General features: G+C 48.7%; 12 protein-coding genes. 2 read left to right on the top strand and 10 right to left on the bottom strand.

Translation table 11 applies throughout. The features are described from left to right. Positions 1-457: 457 nt before the first annotated feature. The 5 genes from glpK to helD form a co-directional block, all read right to left on the bottom strand. Positions 458-1,948, bottom strand: coding sequence for a glycerol kinase GlpK (gene glpK, locus NST20_RS01885; protein ID WP_328196988.1), 1,491 nt, complete (start codon positions 1,946-1,948; stop codon positions 458-460). Positions 1,949-1,963: 15 nt separating this feature from the next. Continuing rightward, the gene (locus NST20_RS01880; protein ID WP_342399943.1) at positions 1,964-2,764 is read right to left on the bottom strand and encodes an MIP/aquaporin family protein; all 801 of its coding nucleotides are present in this window, start codon (positions 2,762-2,764) and stop codon (positions 1,964-1,966) included. A 436-nt stretch (positions 2,765-3,200) separates the two neighbouring features. Further along, complete coding sequence (locus NST20_RS01875) at positions 3,201-3,761, bottom strand: glycerol-3-phosphate responsive antiterminator (RefSeq protein ID WP_013858254.1); 561 nt, start codon at positions 3,759-3,761, stop codon at positions 3,201-3,203. 344 nt (positions 3,762-4,105) lie between these two features. Beyond that, positions 4,106-4,297 carry a hypothetical protein gene (locus tag NST20_RS01870; RefSeq protein ID WP_081110474.1) on the bottom strand — a complete coding sequence of 64 codons (192 nt, stop codon included), beginning with the start codon at positions 4,295-4,297 and terminating at the stop codon, positions 4,106-4,108. A 307-nt stretch (positions 4,298-4,604) separates the two neighbouring features. Continuing rightward, a complete protein-coding gene (helD, locus tag NST20_RS01865) occupies positions 4,605-6,896 on the bottom strand; it encodes an RNA polymerase recycling motor HelD (RefSeq protein WP_342399942.1) in 2,292 nt (763 codons plus the stop codon). A 367-nt stretch (positions 6,897-7,263) separates the two neighbouring features. Between helD and NST20_RS01860 the strand changes: the two genes are divergently transcribed. Then, complete coding sequence (locus NST20_RS01860; protein ID WP_342399941.1) at positions 7,264-8,271, top strand: glycosyltransferase family 2 protein; 1,008 nt, start codon at positions 7,264-7,266, stop codon at positions 8,269-8,271. A 309-nt stretch (positions 8,272-8,580) separates the two neighbouring features. Here the strand turns inward: NST20_RS01860 and NST20_RS01855 are convergent, their stop codons facing one another. The 4 genes from NST20_RS01855 to NST20_RS01840 form a co-directional block, all read right to left on the bottom strand. Next, positions 8,581-9,882, bottom strand: coding sequence for a CitMHS family transporter (locus tag NST20_RS01855; protein WP_342399940.1), 1,302 nt, complete (start codon positions 9,880-9,882; stop codon positions 8,581-8,583). Positions 9,883-10,028: 146 nt separating this feature from the next. Next, positions 10,029-10,718, bottom strand: coding sequence for a response regulator (locus NST20_RS01850; protein WP_061577727.1), 690 nt, complete (start codon positions 10,716-10,718; stop codon positions 10,029-10,031). Further along, the gene (locus NST20_RS01845; protein ID WP_342399939.1) at positions 10,715-12,316 is read right to left on the bottom strand and encodes a sensor histidine kinase; all 1,602 of its coding nucleotides are present in this window, start codon (positions 12,314-12,316) and stop codon (positions 10,715-10,717) included. The genes NST20_RS01850 and NST20_RS01845 overlap by 4 nt, the downstream gene beginning before the upstream one ends. A gap of 163 nt (positions 12,317-12,479) precedes the next feature. Then, positions 12,480-13,733 carry an ammonium transporter gene (locus NST20_RS01840; protein ID WP_013858247.1) on the bottom strand — a complete coding sequence of 418 codons (1,254 nt, stop codon included), beginning with the start codon at positions 13,731-13,733 and terminating at the stop codon, positions 12,480-12,482. 277 nt (positions 13,734-14,010) lie between these two features. Between NST20_RS01840 and NST20_RS01835 the strand changes: the two genes are divergently transcribed. Beyond that, positions 14,011-15,168 carry an iron-containing alcohol dehydrogenase gene (locus tag NST20_RS01835; RefSeq protein ID WP_315957937.1) on the top strand — a complete coding sequence of 386 codons (1,158 nt, stop codon included), beginning with the start codon at positions 14,011-14,013 and terminating at the stop codon, positions 15,166-15,168. Between the two features lie 191 nt (positions 15,169-15,359). Here the strand turns inward: NST20_RS01835 and NST20_RS01830 are convergent, their stop codons facing one another. After that, entirely contained in the window at positions 15,360-16,763 is a 1,404-nt protein-coding gene (locus NST20_RS01830; protein ID WP_342399938.1) for an amino acid permease, read from the bottom strand. Positions 16,764-16,998: the final 235 nt, after the last annotated feature.

Raw genomic sequence — 16,998 nt, 5'->3', positions numbered from 1 at the left:
GAAAACTCCCATAAAACAAGCCAGGTCTCTCTGCATCTCTTGACATTTTATGAACTTGTTTTTATTATAACAGACCTTCCGCTGATTTTCAGCTGTTATGCACCGGGCAAATGTGAGTAATACCTGTTTCATGCCGTTGCCCCGGCAGATAAGGCACCGCCGGCCAAAGCATGGAAGGCAATAGCGCCCGAACCATGCGCGGCAACAAAGCAATAGCCGGCCACGATTCCCGAAAGCTGTTTAAAAGTCCAATAGACAAGCCATCGAAGGAAAACCGGCTGAATACCGCATTTTCTGCAGTCACATCCGGATGGCCGGGAATCCAAGGTGCTGTGAAAACCGAACCATAGCAATCTATTGAAAAGCAGTGGCCGCCTGCAACAGCTAAACTGCCGCAGGACAAGCCGGATCAAACCATGCCGGCTGCAGCAAGAACGGCAGCCGAAATGCTATAAATCTATTTAAAGGCAATGGTTGCGTGGATTGCTTTTTTCCATCCGCTATATAAGGCTTCGCGCTCTTTTTCCGCGAGTGACGGTTCAAATTTGCGTTCCACTTTCCACTGGCGGGCAATTGCTTCACGCGATTCCCAGTAACCGACCGCAAGCCCCGCCAAATATGCGGCGCCAAGTGCTGTAGTTTCGCTCACAACCGGGCGTTCAACCGGCACGCCCAACATATCGCTTTGGAACTGCATGAGAAAATTGTTTTTCACTGCGCCGCCGTCCACACGCAATGTTTTAAGCGGCAATCCGGAATCCGCCTCCATCGCGGCAAGCACATCTTTCGTCTGGTAAGCGAGCGATTCAAGCGTGGCCCGGATAAAATGTTCTTTCGTGGTACCCCGTGTCAGCCCGAACACCGCGCCGCGGACATCGCTTTCCCAGTACGGCGTCCCAAGCCCGACAAATGCCGGCACGACATACACACCATCTGTCGAATCGACCCGTTCTGCATACGATTCACTTTGGGCACTGTCTTTAATCATGCGCATCCCGTCACGCAGCCATTGAATTGCTGACCCTGCCACAAAGATGCTGCCTTCAAGGGCATACTCGACTTTACCGTCAATGCCCCATGCAAGTGTCGTCAGCAAGCCATGCTTGGAAGAAACAGCTTTTTCACCGGTATTCATGAGCATAAAGCAACCGGTTCCGTACGTATTTTTCGCCATCCCTTCGTCATAGCAGGCCTGCCCGAACAGTGCCGCTTGCTGGTCACCTGCCACGCCTGCGATCGGAATTTCCTCGCCGAAGAAATGGTACGGCGCAGTCTGTGCATAAACATGGGAGGAAGGTTTGACTTCCGGAAGCATCGCAGCAGGAACGTCCAGCATTTCAAGCAGCTCGGGGTCCCACTTCAAATCGTAAATATTGTACAAAAGTGTCCGCGACGCGTTCGAATAGTCGGTAACATGGGCTTTTCCGCCTGAAAATTTCCAGATCAGCCAAGTGTCGATTGTTCCAAACAGGAGCTCGCCTTTTTCAGCGCGTTCTCTTGCCCCGTCAACATGGTCGAGGATCCATTTGATTTTTGTCCCGCTGAAATACGGGTCGATAAGGAGCCCGGTTTTTTCACGGACCATATCAGCATAGCCTTTTTCTTTTAAGTCGGCACAAATATCCGCTGTTTGCCGCGACTGCCAGACGATGGCATTGTAAATCGGATGCCCGGTGTTTTTATCCCAGACGACCGTTGTCTCCCGCTGGTTGGTAATTCCGATCGCGGCAATCTGTTTCGGCTCCACATCCGCTTCTGTCAAAACGGTCGTCATAACCGCCAGCACCGATGCCCACACTTCATTTGCATTGTGCTCCACCCAGCCAGGCTGTGGAAAATACTGGTGAAACTCCTGCTGGGCCGTATGCACAATCTCCCCTTTTTGGTTAAAAAGAATGGCCCTTGAACTCGTTGTCCCCTGGTCAATTGATAAAATAAATTTCTCCATCCCGTTTTTTCCTCCTTACGCTCTCGTTTTCTTGTTTTCTATCATCCATACTATCAATAATACAAGCAAACTCGTTAGCAAAACACCCCAAAACGCGGGTGTCCCATCATTCTTAAATACAGCCCGGTAAAAAACACCCCCGAGAGAACCCCCGAGCAGCGGACCGGCAACCGGCACCCACGCATAGCGCCAATTCGAAGGCCCTTTTCCTGCAATCGGGAGCAGAAAATGGGCAATTCTCGGGCCAAGATCGCGGGCAGGGTTGATCGCATAACCCGTCGTCCCGCCAAGCGATAACCCGATCGCGACAATCAGCATGCCGACGATGAACGGGTTCAGCCCTTCCGTAAACTTATTCGCGCCGATTGTCAGTACGCCGAGCACGAGAACAAAAGTCCCGATGATTTCACTGATAAGATTCGCAAAATAATTTGGAATGGCCGGCCCGGTTGAAAATACGCCAAGTTTGACGCCGGGATCGTCCGTCTCCTTCCAGTGCGGCAAAAAATGAAAAAATACGACGGCAGCACCGATCATGGCCCCGACCATTTGCGCCAGAATATATCCGGCCACTTTCGACCATGGAAAATCCCCGTTAAATGCAAGCCCGACTGTAAGCGCAGGATTTAAGTGAGCGCCGCTGTATTTTCCGACTGCATAAGCCGCCATGGCCACGCCAAGCCCCCACCCGAACGAAATGACAATCCAGCCGCTCTGGTAGGCGAATGATTTTTTCAAATTGACATTGGCGCAGACACCGCCGCCAAAAATAATGAGTATGGCTGTGCCAACCAATTCTGCGAAATATGGATTCATACCCCTTCCTCCATTTCCAATGAATTAAAAGCTGATCCGGCAACACTCCGGTCCCTTTCATCAAAAAAGAACAAAAAGACCCACGACGCCCGCAAATTTGTTGCGAATGGAGTGGATCTCTTTGTTCTCCTGCCAAGTTTATTAACTTATGTATGATGATAACGCTTACTTTAAATTTTGTCAATCCATGTTCACAAAAAATATATGCGGATTTTCCTGATTTTGTTGAAAGAAGCGGGCACCCTTCTATTCTGAAAACATTTCCATTATTCGGCTGGTGCCCATTCGGCACCAATGGGAGAATGTTTCACATACCTGAAGTCCGCTTCCGCTTCTGGTTTGGGCTTCCCCGGAGTCATGCCAATATGCCTGCTGTACACCCGGGTGCCGCCCCATGCAAAAAAACGCTGCGGCCGCCCGGAACAGCCACCTGTCGTTATTTCTTTTCCAAAAAGGCTTCCCACAATTCCGTATCCGAGGTGGTGATGCCTTCTGCTCCGGCTTTCAATGCTTTTTCCACATCTTCCCGCGTACGGATCAACCCGCCTGCAAAAATTGGAATGCCAAGCCGTTCTTTTACTTCGGTAATCATCCATGGCGCGATGCCCGGCAAAACTTCAATATAGTCAGGTTTCGTCCGTTCAATTAATTTGTAACTTTTCTCAAGCGCGTGTGAATCAATCAGGAACATTCTTTGGATCGAGACAACGCCCTTTTGCTTTGCTTTTTGTATGACATTGGCTTTCGTGGAGATGAGCCCGAAAGGTTGATACTCCTGGCATAAATATTCTGTTGCGTAATCATCACTCTTCAGGCCCTGGATCAAGTCCACATGGTAAATCATTTTTTTGCCTTCCGCCTTTGCCATCGCCGCGACATATTTGAGCTGTGAGATATGCAGTTCCAGGAAAATCCCGATTTCATAATCACTTTTTAAAAACCTTTCAAACTCCTTCATATTAACAGAAGCTGGAAGAATTTTTTGAGAAAAGGCCATTTTTTATCCTCCTTATGTTTTTGCAAATTTAGTTTACCACGGAATACGGATGGTACGCATTTTGTATATGTCAAGATTTTCATGATATGTAAGAATGGCCACAGTCATCTTAGATTACCTTGTAATGCCTGTATCAAAGAGCAAAAATTATTATTAAACTACTAAAAAATATGTTGACGAAAATAATGCCGCAGTATATGTAAAATGGAGTACAAAATTGTATTCAAATTCTTCGAGAACTAAGCTGGTAGGTTCATATGACGCTATAACTTCGTACATGAAATAACCAAGGCAACTGCCTTGGTTATTTACCTAAACAAAGCTTAAATAAAGAAAAATCAATATCAAACAAACAGTAACAACTTTTTTCTAATTGCCGCTTTTTTGTAAATTTCTATGATGAGGTGAACAAAAAAATAAAAGGCCAATATTAAAAGAGAAACATGAGCATGATCGAAAACTTCGAACAAAAGAACCAGCAGAAAAATCAAAAGCCACATATAGGTACCCATCCATATTTTAATAAACTTTTCCATAAGCTCCCCCCTAAAAAGTATTCGTTCTCTACTGTTTCTGCACCCAAGCTTTAAACTCCTGCTCAATTTCCTAGACAGGAATGCCTCTTTCATGACGTCCATCATACCCGCAAACGATTTAAAGAAAAACAAGAACAAGATTCTCAAGAACCATCCATGGAAAGCCGTAAAACAAGTGTAATAGTCCCGTCCATTTGATTCCGCATCATAAACATGATCAAACTATTTCAGCATGCCGTTTTACTTGCTGGATATGATCATGGCCGGCTGATGGGTTTAGCAGCAGCCGGCCATTGTTATCCTGTTTTTATTCCTTTACATATAGCGTCTCAGGCACTTTATCTAAAAGCGGTGTAACCGGACCGTTGCTGATAAGAGCAAGGTGATGCATTGCCCGCGTTCCGACGGTGTATAGCAGGGTGCGTTCTGCTTCATCTTTATACACAGACGCCGAAGCATCGAGCACGATGACGCTGTCAAATTCCAGCCCTTTCGCAAGATAAGACGGGATCAGGATGATGCCTTCCGGAAGATCGCTGTATTCTTTTTCAATAAAGGTCAGATCCAGTTCTTCCCGCAATGTTTCATACGCTTCGGCACACTGTTTCTGTGACTTGCCGATGATCGCAACTGTATGGCTATCTTTTGCGTATTTTTTCGCAAACCGTACTACTTTTGCCAAAGCTTCTTCCTTGCCGCGGGCCACCGTAACAACCGGCAAATCGCCTTCACGTTCAAACCATTCAATCTTCTCCCCGCCCGCTAAAATTTCTTTCGTAAAGCGGGTGATCTGGGCAGTCGAACGGTAGCTTTTCGTCAAGTATACGACCTGCGCTTTTTCTTCGCCGAAAATCTCCTTGATCAGCTCCATCTGCGAACGGCCGCTTGTGCCGAATATGGACTGGTTCAAGTCACCAAGCATCGTAAACTTGCTGTACGGGAACAAATAGCGCAAATAGGCAAGCTGGATCGGCGAATAATCCTGGATTTCATCAATAAACACATATTTGATCGAACTGCTCGTTGCTTTGCCTGTCAAAAGGTCAAAGAGATACAAAAACGGCACCGTATCTTCATAGGGCAGCCAGCCTTCGCGGAAAGCGGCGCGCGTTTTTCCATCAAGCCGTTCTCCCGCGCCAGGCACAAACTCCGGCGCGCGCCGCAAAAAGTCCAGATACTGCGCACGGATATGGAAATAATGAAATGCTTTGATTTGTTTCCGGATCGAGCTGAAGCGCCGGTTGACGATTTTACGCGCTAAAAATTCTTTTTCATCATCGGCCCCGCTGAACGCATCATTGTTCTTGCGCGATTTGCGCTCGGCATATTGATGGGCGGCAAGATAGGCTTCCGTCCCGAGCAGTTCCATTTCTTCTTCGACCCAAGGCTTTTTCCGCTCTTCTTTTGCAATGTGTTGCAGTTCTTTCAGCAGCTTTTTGCTGACAAGCTGAAACCGGTTCGGCAGCGAGTAGCTTTGATCATAGGCATAAAACATCTCCGCAATTTTTTCCTTCGGCACGATCGTCTCGCCTTTAAAACGGATATCGCGGAAAATGATGCCGCCGTTTAAAAGTTTTTCCGCATAATCCCGAACGGCATGGAAAAAGGCAAGGCTGCCTTTGATTTGTGCTTCTTTCCTGTTTTCGGCTTTGCCTTCGAGCGCTTTTTCCATTTGCTCAAGCAGGCTTTCGACTTTCAGCTTTTTGCCGGCACGTGCCTGGGCAAATTCCAGGAAAGTCGTCTGCTGCATATTGTTTTCCCCGAGCTCCGGGAGCACTTTTGACACATAATGATTAAACAGCTGGTTCGGCGAAAATAAAACAATTTGCTCGGAATGGAGCGAATCGCGGTACCGGTACAGCAAATACGCAATCCGCTGCAGGGCAACCGATGTTTTTCCGCTTCCGGCGGCCCCTTGCACGAACAGAAGATTGCTTGAAACATCACGGATAATCCGGTTCTGCTCTTTCTGAATCGTCGCCACAATATTTTTCATATGGGTGTTTGCGTTTGCCCCAAGCATTTCCTGCAGCATTTCATCGCCGATCGAGATCCCGGTATCAAACATCGCTTCAATATGGCCGCGCCGGATTAAAAACTGCCGTTTCAAATCCATGATGCCTTCGCGCCTGCCGTCCGGCGCCTGATACGAAACCGGGCCGGGCACCCCGTCATAGTAAATACTGGAAATCGGCGCACGCCAATCGTACACGAGATACTCATCCTCATCCCGGTAGGAAGCAATACCGATGTAGATGGGCTCGGAAGGTTCCCCTTCTTCATGAAAATCGACGCGGGCAAAATACGGCGAATAAATGAGACGGTCAAGTTTTTTCACGTCTTTTTCCATATGCCCGTAGCTCCGTTCGCGTTCAGCAAGCAGTTCTGCCTGCTGGCGGACGCTCGCCGATGTTTCCACGACATCATCCGGCTCATCGAGGTTCACCGTTACGTCTTCCCAGAACGTATTGCGGATTTCCTGTGCCTCGCCGCGGACAGCCCTTACTTTGGAAAGCAGTGTTTCTTTTTCCTGCTTCATTTTTTCAATTGTATAATCAACGCGTTTTTGTTCCTTTAACCATTCTTCATCATGTGGCATAAAACCGGCCCCTTCCTGACAAGTAAGAGTATAGAAAAACTTTCTTCAAATGCATTGGCATAAAGCAGCATATTCCAACCAGCCGGGAAAAACGCGGCCCCTTAAGCCAATAAATTTGACAATCGTCATTGGAAGATGCTATAATTAAGATGGTAAAATGTATATTGCACCATCCATTGCACTCCGCATTTTAGTATACCACGTTTCTGCCTGTTTTTCCAATGTCTGGTCTGTTCTCATGTTTTTTCTTAGAAGACCGCATGATCTATCATCTTGCCATTCTTTTTCTCCATTTCCCTTTTTCAAGCATAAAGTGATTCACGCTGGCAAAACCTATCCGTAATACTGTTTGTTGGAGGTTGCTAACGTGGAAAATCCAGTACTGACCATTGTCGTTCCCTGTTATAACGAAGAGGCTGTTTTATACGAAACGGAACGCCAGCTGACGGAAGTGGTGTATTCCTTGATGAACGAAGGCCTGATCAGCCCGAAAAGCAACATTTTGTTTGTGGATGACGGCAGCCGTGACCAAACATGGCCGATGATTGAAGAAATCACAAGGAAAAACCGGCTTGTCAAAGGATTGAAGCTTTCGCGCAATTTCGGGCACCAAAAAGCACTGCTTGCCGGACTTGAAAAAGCAAAAGAAGCGGCCGACTGCGTCATTTCCATCGATGCCGATTTGCAGGATGACATCTCGGTTATGCGCGAATTTCTATTAAAGTTCCACGACGGCTGTGACATTGTATACGGCGTGCGAAAAAAGCGCGAGAAAGATACCTTTTTTAAAAGAGCGACTGCCCGGGGGTATTACCGGGCAATGAAAAAACTCGGCGTCGATCTCGTATACAATCATGCAGATTACCGGCTGATGAGCAAGCGTGCGCTGGAGGAGCTTTCCCGCTTTCCCGAGCAAAATTTATTTTTGCGCGGCGTAATGCCGTTAATCGGCTTGCAAACGGCTGAAGTGCTTTATGACCGGAAAGAACGGGCAGCCGGCGAGAGCAAGTATCCGCTCAAAAAAATGCTGGCGTTCGCCTTTGACGGCCTTACTTCTTTCAGCGTGGTGCCGATCCACTTTATTACCCTTGTCGGTTTGTTTACTTTTTTATCAAGCACCATCGCCGGCTTGTATGCACTTTTTGTAAAAGTTTCCGGCCATGCGGATGACGGCTGGGCTTCGATTATTATCTCCATTTGGTTTTTAGGCGGCTTTATGTTGATGAGTATGGGGTTAATCGGCGAGTATATCGGTAAAATTTACCAGGAAACAAAAAGGCGTCCGCGCTACACGATTGCGCAGGATGCACAGCAGGAGACAATCAGCCAGCAATTGTTGCGGACACAGCAGGATTCGGCAAAAAGGATTAATTGACAAACCTGTTGTCGCTTTTTACGTCGTATCAGAAGCGGTGGTTGGCTTATTCCACCCCGCCGTTTCCTTCTATCTCGCTTTTTTGGGGAGCCGTGTTTTCATATGCGGCAAAGCACCTTTTATATCGGTATTCGGTGAACGCGTAAACACGGGCTTCTTTTCTTTCAGATCATTTTACGAAAAGCAGCCGTAAAAATCGCAGTTTTTCAATCCATGATCTTACCAGCCTGTAAGAACCGGAACCAAACGCAGGCGTTACCTCAAGTGCAAAAAAGCGAAAGGCACACATCATCCTTTCGCTTTTCCTGCTTAAAATGGAATCACCCCAATCGCCAATGCCACAATGATCATAACGAGGGCCGATGCGCACGCCCATTTTAAGAAAGCACGCTGCAAATCGCCAAACTCGGCGCCGACCATGCCGACCAGCAAATAGGTGGACGGGACGAGCGGGCTTAGCAAATGGACCGGAAGCCCGAGCAGCGATGCCCTGCCAATTGCCTCCGGGCTAATGCCGTACGCTGCAGCTGCTTTCGCAACGAGCGGGAGAACCCCGTAATAAAACGCATCATTGGACATGAAAAAGGTAAACGGCGCACTGATGACTGCTGTGATGACGGCAAAATGCGGGCCCCATGCAGCCGGAACGTGCGTGATCAATGTATTTGCCATTGCGTCAATCATTTTTGTCCCGGACAAAACGCCTGTAAAAATCCCGGCTGCAAAAATCATCCCCACAACCGACATCGCATTTCCGGCGTAGGCGGCCACCCTTTCTTTCTGGACATCCATATTCGGATAGTTCACCATCGCTGCAATGGCAAAACCGAGCATAAACAAAACCGCTGCCGGCAGCACTTCCATAATGAGCCCAACAAGCAGTGCAATCGTCAAAAGGCCGTTGAACCAAATCAGTTTCGGGCGCTTTAATTCATTCCCCTCACCGACTGCAACGGCTGCAGCCTGTTCCAAAAATGCCTCATTTTCTGTACGGATGATTCCCAGCCGTTTTCTTTCTTTCCGCCCGAGGTAAAAAGCAAGGAAAAAGACAAATAGCAAACCGCCGATCATAGACGGAATCACCGGCGTGAACAGATCTGACGTCCCGAGTCCGAGCGCGCTCATTGCCCTGGCTGTCGGGCCGCCCCATGGCAGCAGGTTCATCACGCCTGATCCGGAAACGGCAATGCCCGCAAGCACGAGCGGTTTCATGCCAATCCGCTGGCAAAGCGGCAGCATCGCGGAAATGGTAATCATATAGGTGGTTGTGCCGTCCCCGTCTAGCGATACCAAAACGGCTAAGACCGCTGTCCCGATTGCAATTTTGAGCGGGTCCCCTTTTACGAGTTTTAATATTTGCGAGATCACCGGGTCAAATAACCCCGCATCGATCATGAGCCCGAAATAGAGAATCGCAAATAAAATCATAATGCCGGTCGGCGCGACGCTTGTAACCCCGTCGATCGCCATCTTCCCGATTCCTTTCCAAAACCCGCCGATTACTGCAAAAATGACCGGAACCACCATCAACGCAATCATGGCGGAAAGCCGCTTGGTCATGATCAAAAACATGAAAACAATAATCATCAAAAATCCCATGAATGCCAACACAACAGCCACCCCTTCGTTCGTTTCTTTCAGTTTACCCAACAAAGCAAATATTGTAAGCGATTTCAAAATTAATGATATAAAATCTATTTTGATGATTTTGTTCATTTTGTTCACGAAAAAAGGGGGGCATGGCCGGCGCTTACCTATCAAACGGATGAAACAAGGTAATATTTCCGCTCCGGCCTGCCGACGATGCCGTATTCAACTTCTGCCCTGCACGTCCGGATGGAAACCAGGTATTCCAAATAGCGGCGGGCGGTTGTCCGGGAGGCGCCGATTTTTTCGGCGACCTGTTCAGCGGACTGCCCCTGGTCCGGAACCAGCACCGCTTTTACTTTGCTCAGCGTAATCGCATCAATTCCTTTCGGCAGCTCCGTTTCCTGCGCCCCCGCTTCCCGGCGCGGCGCCCCGAACAGCGAATCGACCCAGGCCTGGTCCACCGTACCCGCTGTTTCCAGGAGGCGCTTTTTATCCAGATACTTTTCGACCGCCTCCTTAAACTGCTTGAGTGAAACCGGCTTGATCAAATAGTGTTCCACCCCATAATGAAGCGCCTTTTCGATAAAATCCTTTTCCGCAGCGGCTGTAATCATCATAATGTCAAGATGCGGCGCCAATGCCCGCAGGCCGGGAAGCAGGTCAACGCCGAGCCGGTCAGGAAAATACACATCAAGAAGCAAAAAATCCGGGGACTTCTCCTCCACAAGCGCCAGCGTTTCTTTTGCATTCAGGGCTTTGCCAACCACTTCGAAACAAGGGAACTCTGCCAGAAATTTTTCATGGACAAGCGCCACGCGGAAATCATCCTCGGCGATCACCGCTTTTATTGTTTTCAACTGTCGACACCCTTTCTTTTCGGCAAATAAACTGTAAAAACCGTTCCTTCCCCGGGGTGGCTGTGGACTTCAATGAAACCCCCGAGTTCTGACACAGCATGGGCGGCATTGGATAAGCCAAACCCTCTGTTCGCTTCTTTTGTTTTTGTCGTAAAACCCCTTTCAAAGATATGCCTGAGGACCGCTTCTTCCATCCCGGGCCCGTTATCGCTGATTTCAAATACAATGTCATCCCCCATATCCGTCGCAAAAAACAAGACGGCCGGAGGATCTGGTTTCCCTGCTGCTTCAAAAGCATTGTCGAGCAGATTGCCAAGAATGACAATCAGCCGCATCACATCGATTTGCTTTGGCAACCTTTCTAAAGAACTGTTCGGATCAATATCAAAACGAATCTTTTTTTCGGATGCTTTGCCGAGTTTGCCGAGCAAAACCGCCTGGACTTTCATGTCTTTTATCTTTTCAAAAACACGGGCGTGCTGGTTTTTCAAGGATGCTGTCTCTTCCCGGATAAATTCATTTGCGTCTTCATATGCCCCAAGCTGCAGCAGCCCGGAAAGAACATGCAGCTTATTTGCGTATTCATGGGACTGGGCCCGCAAATCTTCCGAGTATTTGCGGACTTCGCTCAATGTATTGGCCATTCGTTCAATTTCAGAACGGTCGCGGAAAGAAGCGACCGCTCCTTGCACTTGTCCCCGTTCATCGTGAATCGGAGTGCTGTTTACGATGAGCGTCTGGTCTTTCCATACCATTTCCCGGTCCATTTGCGGCTTGCCGGATTTTAACACGGCGTAAAAAATGGAAGCCGGTATCAGCCTGTCAATCTTTGTACGCCTGACTGATCCGCCAATATGCAGCATTTTTTTCGCCGGCTGGTTCATGGTGGTGACAAACCCTTCCCGGTCCACAGCAATAATCCCTTCTTTGACCGCATGTAAAATGGCCCGCTTTTCTTTGTAAAGCGAGGCAATTTCGAACGGTTCAAGCCCCATTGTGTCTTTGCGGATATCCCGGGCAAGCAGCACGCTTCCGATGATGGCCCCGAAAAAAGCGAGCAGTGCGACTCCGGCAACTTTCATCATGTGGATGTTGGTCTGCCGGTTCACATCGCTCAGCATAAATCCGACCGATACGATGCCAATAATGTTTCCGCTCCGGTCGCGTACCGGTGTTTTCCCTCTTAATGACGGGCCAAGCGATCCTTTTGCGCTTGAAATATAGGATTCCCCTTTCAAAATGGCCCGTTCATTGTCACCGCCAACCATCTTTTTGCCAATCCGGCCCGGGAGCGGATGGGAGTAGCGGATCCCTTCCCTGTTGCCGACAACGATAAACTCGGCGCCGGTTTCTTTGCGGATTTTTTCCGCAAGCGGCTGGATCGTGTCGGACGGATCCTTGCTTTGGAAAGCGTCCACGACATCCGGCATTGCCGCCACCGTTTTGGCAATATTTAACGCCAAGCGCCCTTCCTGTTGTTCGATTCGGCGCTGCTCCAGCATCATAAAATAACCGGAAAGCGCGCCGATGATCAAAAAAGACAGGAGCAGCACAAGCCCAAGTATTTTTGTCTGCAATGAAACTTTCCTTTTGCGCATCCCCATCCCCCGCCAAACAGGATTTATCTCCATTTTACATGATTTTTGGAAATGTTGCGGCAAAAAAGGAATGATGCACTGAAACGGGTGCCCTGCCCAGGCAAATTAAAAGCCGCCGGGAATGTCCCGGCAGCTGGAAAAAGGCGGATATGCCCGCCCTCTATTATTTTGCTGCAGCCTGTTCGTAAACCCCCTCTTCGTACGGCTGTCCATAAGCATGTTCGCCGTGCAACGTGATATCAAGGCCTCTTTTTTCCGCTTCTTCATCAACGCGGATCGGCATAAACAATTGGATCGCTTTGATGATAATAAAGGAGGCAATGCCGACGAAAATATAGGTGGACACAATGGCGACGAGCTGCTTCCAGACGAGCGACGGATCGCCGTAGAACAAGCCGTTCGCGCCGGCGGAGTTGACCGCTTTGGAGGCGAACAGGCCGGTTGCAATGCCGCCCCATGTGCCGCCGATACCGTGAATGCCGAATGCATCCAGCGTATCATCATAGCCGAGTTTCGACTTCAAATACGTGACGCCCCAGAAGCAGACGATGCCGCCAACCAGGCCGATCAAAATCGATGCCATTGGTGTTACAAACCCGGCTGCCGGTGTGATCGCTACGAGCCCTGCAATGCCGCCCGAGATCGCACCTGACAATGTCGGCTTTTTATTGACAATCCATTCCACCGCGGCCCAGCCGATTAACCCGCAAGCCGCCGCTGTATTGGTATTGATGAAAGCATACATGGCAACTTCGTTTAACGATAAGGCACTTCCGACGTTAAATCCGAACCACCCGAGCCAAAGGAGGCTGCCGCCGATCAGGACAAGCATTAAGTTATGCCGCCCGGTTTCGGATTCTTTCCGTTTGCCGAGTACAAGCGCGAGGATGAGGGCCGCCACGCCGGAAGAAATATGAACCACATTGCCGCCTGCAAAATCAAGTGCGCCAAGGTTGCGGATCCAGCCGCCGACGCCCCATACCCAGTGGGCAACAGGCGCATATACGAGCACGCACCATAAGGAAATGAAAATCAAGTATGCCGAAAACCGCATCCGCCCGACAAAACCGCCTGAAATAATGGCAATGGTTAAAACCGCAAACGTCATTTGGAACATCATGAATAAGTTATGCGGAATCGTCGCGCTGTAATCTGCATTCGGTTTAAAGGTGACATCGTGCAGCCCCGCCCAGCTTAAATCGCCGAGAATCGCGTTGCCGCCGGTTGAAAATGCCAGCGAGTAACCAACAAGAATCCATAATACCGATACAATGCCAAGCGAACCGAAGCTGTACATCGCGGTGCTTAGAACGTTTTTGCTTTTCACCATCCCCCCGTAAAACAGCGCAATCGCAGGTGTCATAACCCAAACAAGCGCCGTCGATACAAACATAAAGACCGAATCTGCAGGAACCATTTGCCTCTTCCTTTCTGATGTTAGATTTTATAACGTATCTTTGTTATATAAATTATCATATGTGATGTCAGCCATTTTTTCAATACTTTTTCGTTAATTTTTTTAAAATTTTTATATTTCTTGTCAGGTTTTCTTACAAACCTGTCAGAATGCGCTTTCAGTGTACAAATCATTACAGATGGGGGCTGTTTTCCTCATGCAAGCTTTTAAAATGATTGGTACATCCTAAAATGTGGTACAATCTGTCTGTAAAACTCCAAAGAAAGAAGGGAATTGAATGAACCCGTTTACGTTTTATAACCCGACTGAACTGATTTTCGGAAAAGGGCAGCTCGAAAAGCTTAATGAAAAAATTGACCAGCTTGGCAAACGGATTTTGCTTGTATATGGCGGCGGCAGCATCAAACGTTCCGGCTTGTACGATAAATTGCAGGCGATTTTTGAGAAAAAAGCCTGCCATGTGCGCGAACTTGCGGGTGTTGAACCGAATCCGCGCCTGTCCACTGTTAAAAAAGGCATCTCCCTGATCCGCGAAAATGAACTCGACTGGATTCTTGCTGTCGGCGGCGGCAGCGTCATCGACTGCTCGAAAGCAATCGCAGGCGGCGCCCTGTATGACGGCGATGTATGGGATTTTTACGAAAGAAAGGCAAAAGTGGAAAAAGCGCTTCCGCTTGGCACTGTGCTGACGCTGGCTGCGACGGGTTCAGAGATGAACAAAGGCTCCGTTATTACGAACTGGGAAACACAGCAAAAACACGGAGCGAGCATGACTTTCCCGGCGTTCTCGATTTTAGACCCAGAAAATACGTTTACCGTGCCGCGCAACCAGACTGTTTACGGCATTTCAGATACGCTCTCGCACGTATTTGAGCAATATTTTTCGCATACAACAGAAATTCCGTTGCAAACCGGCTTTGCGGAAACGATTATGAAAACCGTGATCGAAAATGCGCGCAAAGTGCTGCAAAACCTTGAGGACTATGATGCACGCGCAAACTTAATGCTGAGTTCCACTTTTGCGCTTAACGGCCTGCTTGCGGCCGGCGTGGAAACCGACTGGGCAACGCACTCGATTGAACATGCCGTCAGCGCTGTTTACGATATCCCGCACGGCGGCGGGCTTGCGATCATCTTCCCGAACTGGATGAAGTATGTATATAAAGAAAATATCCCACGTTTCAAACGGTTTGCCGTTGAAGTATGGGGTGTGGATCCTGAAGGAAAAACGGACGAAGAAACGGCTCTCGCCGGCATTGATGCAGTCCGTGCTTTCTTTAACGAAATCGGCGCGCCAAGCCGGCTTGCAGATTACAATATCGGCGATGACAAGCTCGGCGTCTTGGCGGAAAAAGCTCTCCCATTCGGCCCAATCGGCAACTTTCGAAAACTGGGCAAAGAAGATGTGCGGGAGATTTTGAGAATGAGCTTGTAATAAGAAAAGGATGTCCTATATAGGGACATCCTTTTCTTATTGACGGGGCCTGCGAAATGAGGGGTTATCATCTTTAAAATACTCGCACCCCACTTCCGAATCAGCAGAAATTCCGGACAAAGCGGCGGCCCGTTAGAAACCGACCAAGCAAAGGAGCCCAGTCAGGAAGCAGCCTTCCCAACTGGTTGCAGTTACTCCAGCACTTCTTTATATACTTTATTTTCCCGCATCAAAACCGGGTACAAAACCAAGCCGATAACAAACAGCCCGATGCCGAGGAAGAATGTTTTTAAATTGGCAGTGCCGGTGATGATGACCCATATCGAATAAACCAGCGCAATGCCGGTAATGATGCCGTCCGTTGTGCGCGCGCCAAGAGACGTATAAGTTTCCCCGGCTGCCACCAGCTTCAACTGGTAAATAACCGATACAAGATACGGGATCAAATACGCCAGTGTTGCCACAACAATGGCAAAATCATATGCTTCCGAAATGGTGTCCGATACAGTGGAAAATAAAAAGATTTGCGTCATCATATTCGTTACCAATAACGAACGGGACGGCGATCCTTTTCTGTTCGTTTTCCCGAAAAATGCCGGAAAAAGGCCGGCCTTTGCCGCCTGGTACGGCACTTCGGAGCTGACAATAATCCAGCCTACCGTGGAACCGAACAAGGAAATGAGCGCCAGTGCGGCTAAAATATACTGGCCGTTTGCACCGAGCACCTGGCCGAGCGCATCGACAAGCGGCTTATGCGAGACGCGCAGTTCAGCCTGGGACAAAGCGCCCATTGTCAGCAGGGTAATGCCGACATAAATCAAGATCGAGATCAAAAGGCCCAGAAGTGTTGCCTTTTTCACATCTTTTTGTGATTTGGCGCGGTTTGACAGCATCACCGCCGATTCTATCCCGATAAACGCCCACAATGTGGAGATGGCGCCGCCGTTAATTTGCCCGAAGAGAGAAACGGCGTGGCCGTCCGCATCGGTAAAAGCTTTCGCATTGCCGAAGTTCGCGGCATCGAATGCAAAAACGGTAATGACGATAAACATCATAAAGCCGAGCACTTTTGTGACCGTCGCCACAAGATTCATTTTTCCGCCGCTGTTAAAGCTATGCGACAGGATCCATTGAATCCCCCATAGCATCACTGTACACACGGCAAATGTCAAAAATTTCCCGTCCTCCATTTGGAAAGATCCGAGCGAAAACAAGATTTTCGTGCTTTGCATAATCGGGAAAAATGTCGTTAAATAACCCGCAAACGAAATAATGACGGAAGCCGTTGCCGCCCAGTTGGCTGCCCAGTAGCCCCATGCCATGCTGTAGCCGGCGACCCGGCCGGCCTGCTTCGATTTAAAAAGCGACTGTGCGTAGCTTTGCGGCCCTGCTTTCAGTTCCGGTTTCCGGATGGCCAGGTTTCCGAACACGAGCGCAATCATCAAAACGCCAAAGCCGGTCAGAACCCATGCAAGTGTTGAACCGAGCGCCCCGGCCTTATTTGCGAGATTGGCCGGCAGCATGAAGACCCCGCCGCCTACCATATTGCCAACAACGAACGTGGTTAAAGTCCAAAGTCCCCATTTTTTATTCATGTATATTCACCCTCTGTGTTGGTTTGGTTTCGCTCCATTTCATGTCATTATTTTAACGTATTTCTTTAGTTTGGTAAAGTGATAAATTACTAATGTGGTGAAATTATAGTCTGGTAAGAAAAGGAATTTGACAGGAAGCCTGGAAGCGCACAAACCAAAACCGGCAAGATGCCAGGCCAAGATCAATTGGCAATGCTGCGGGATGAAGAGAAAAGGAAACGCAAACCGATCCCGG

The sequence above is a fragment of the Weizmannia sp. FSL W8-0676 genome (assembly GCF_038593015.1).
Lineage (GTDB): Bacteria > Bacillota > Bacilli > Bacillales > Bacillaceae_C > Weizmannia > Weizmannia coagulans.
The sequence above is the reverse complement of the archived record's forward strand: the minus strand, read 5'-3'. Positions and strand labels throughout refer to the sequence as shown.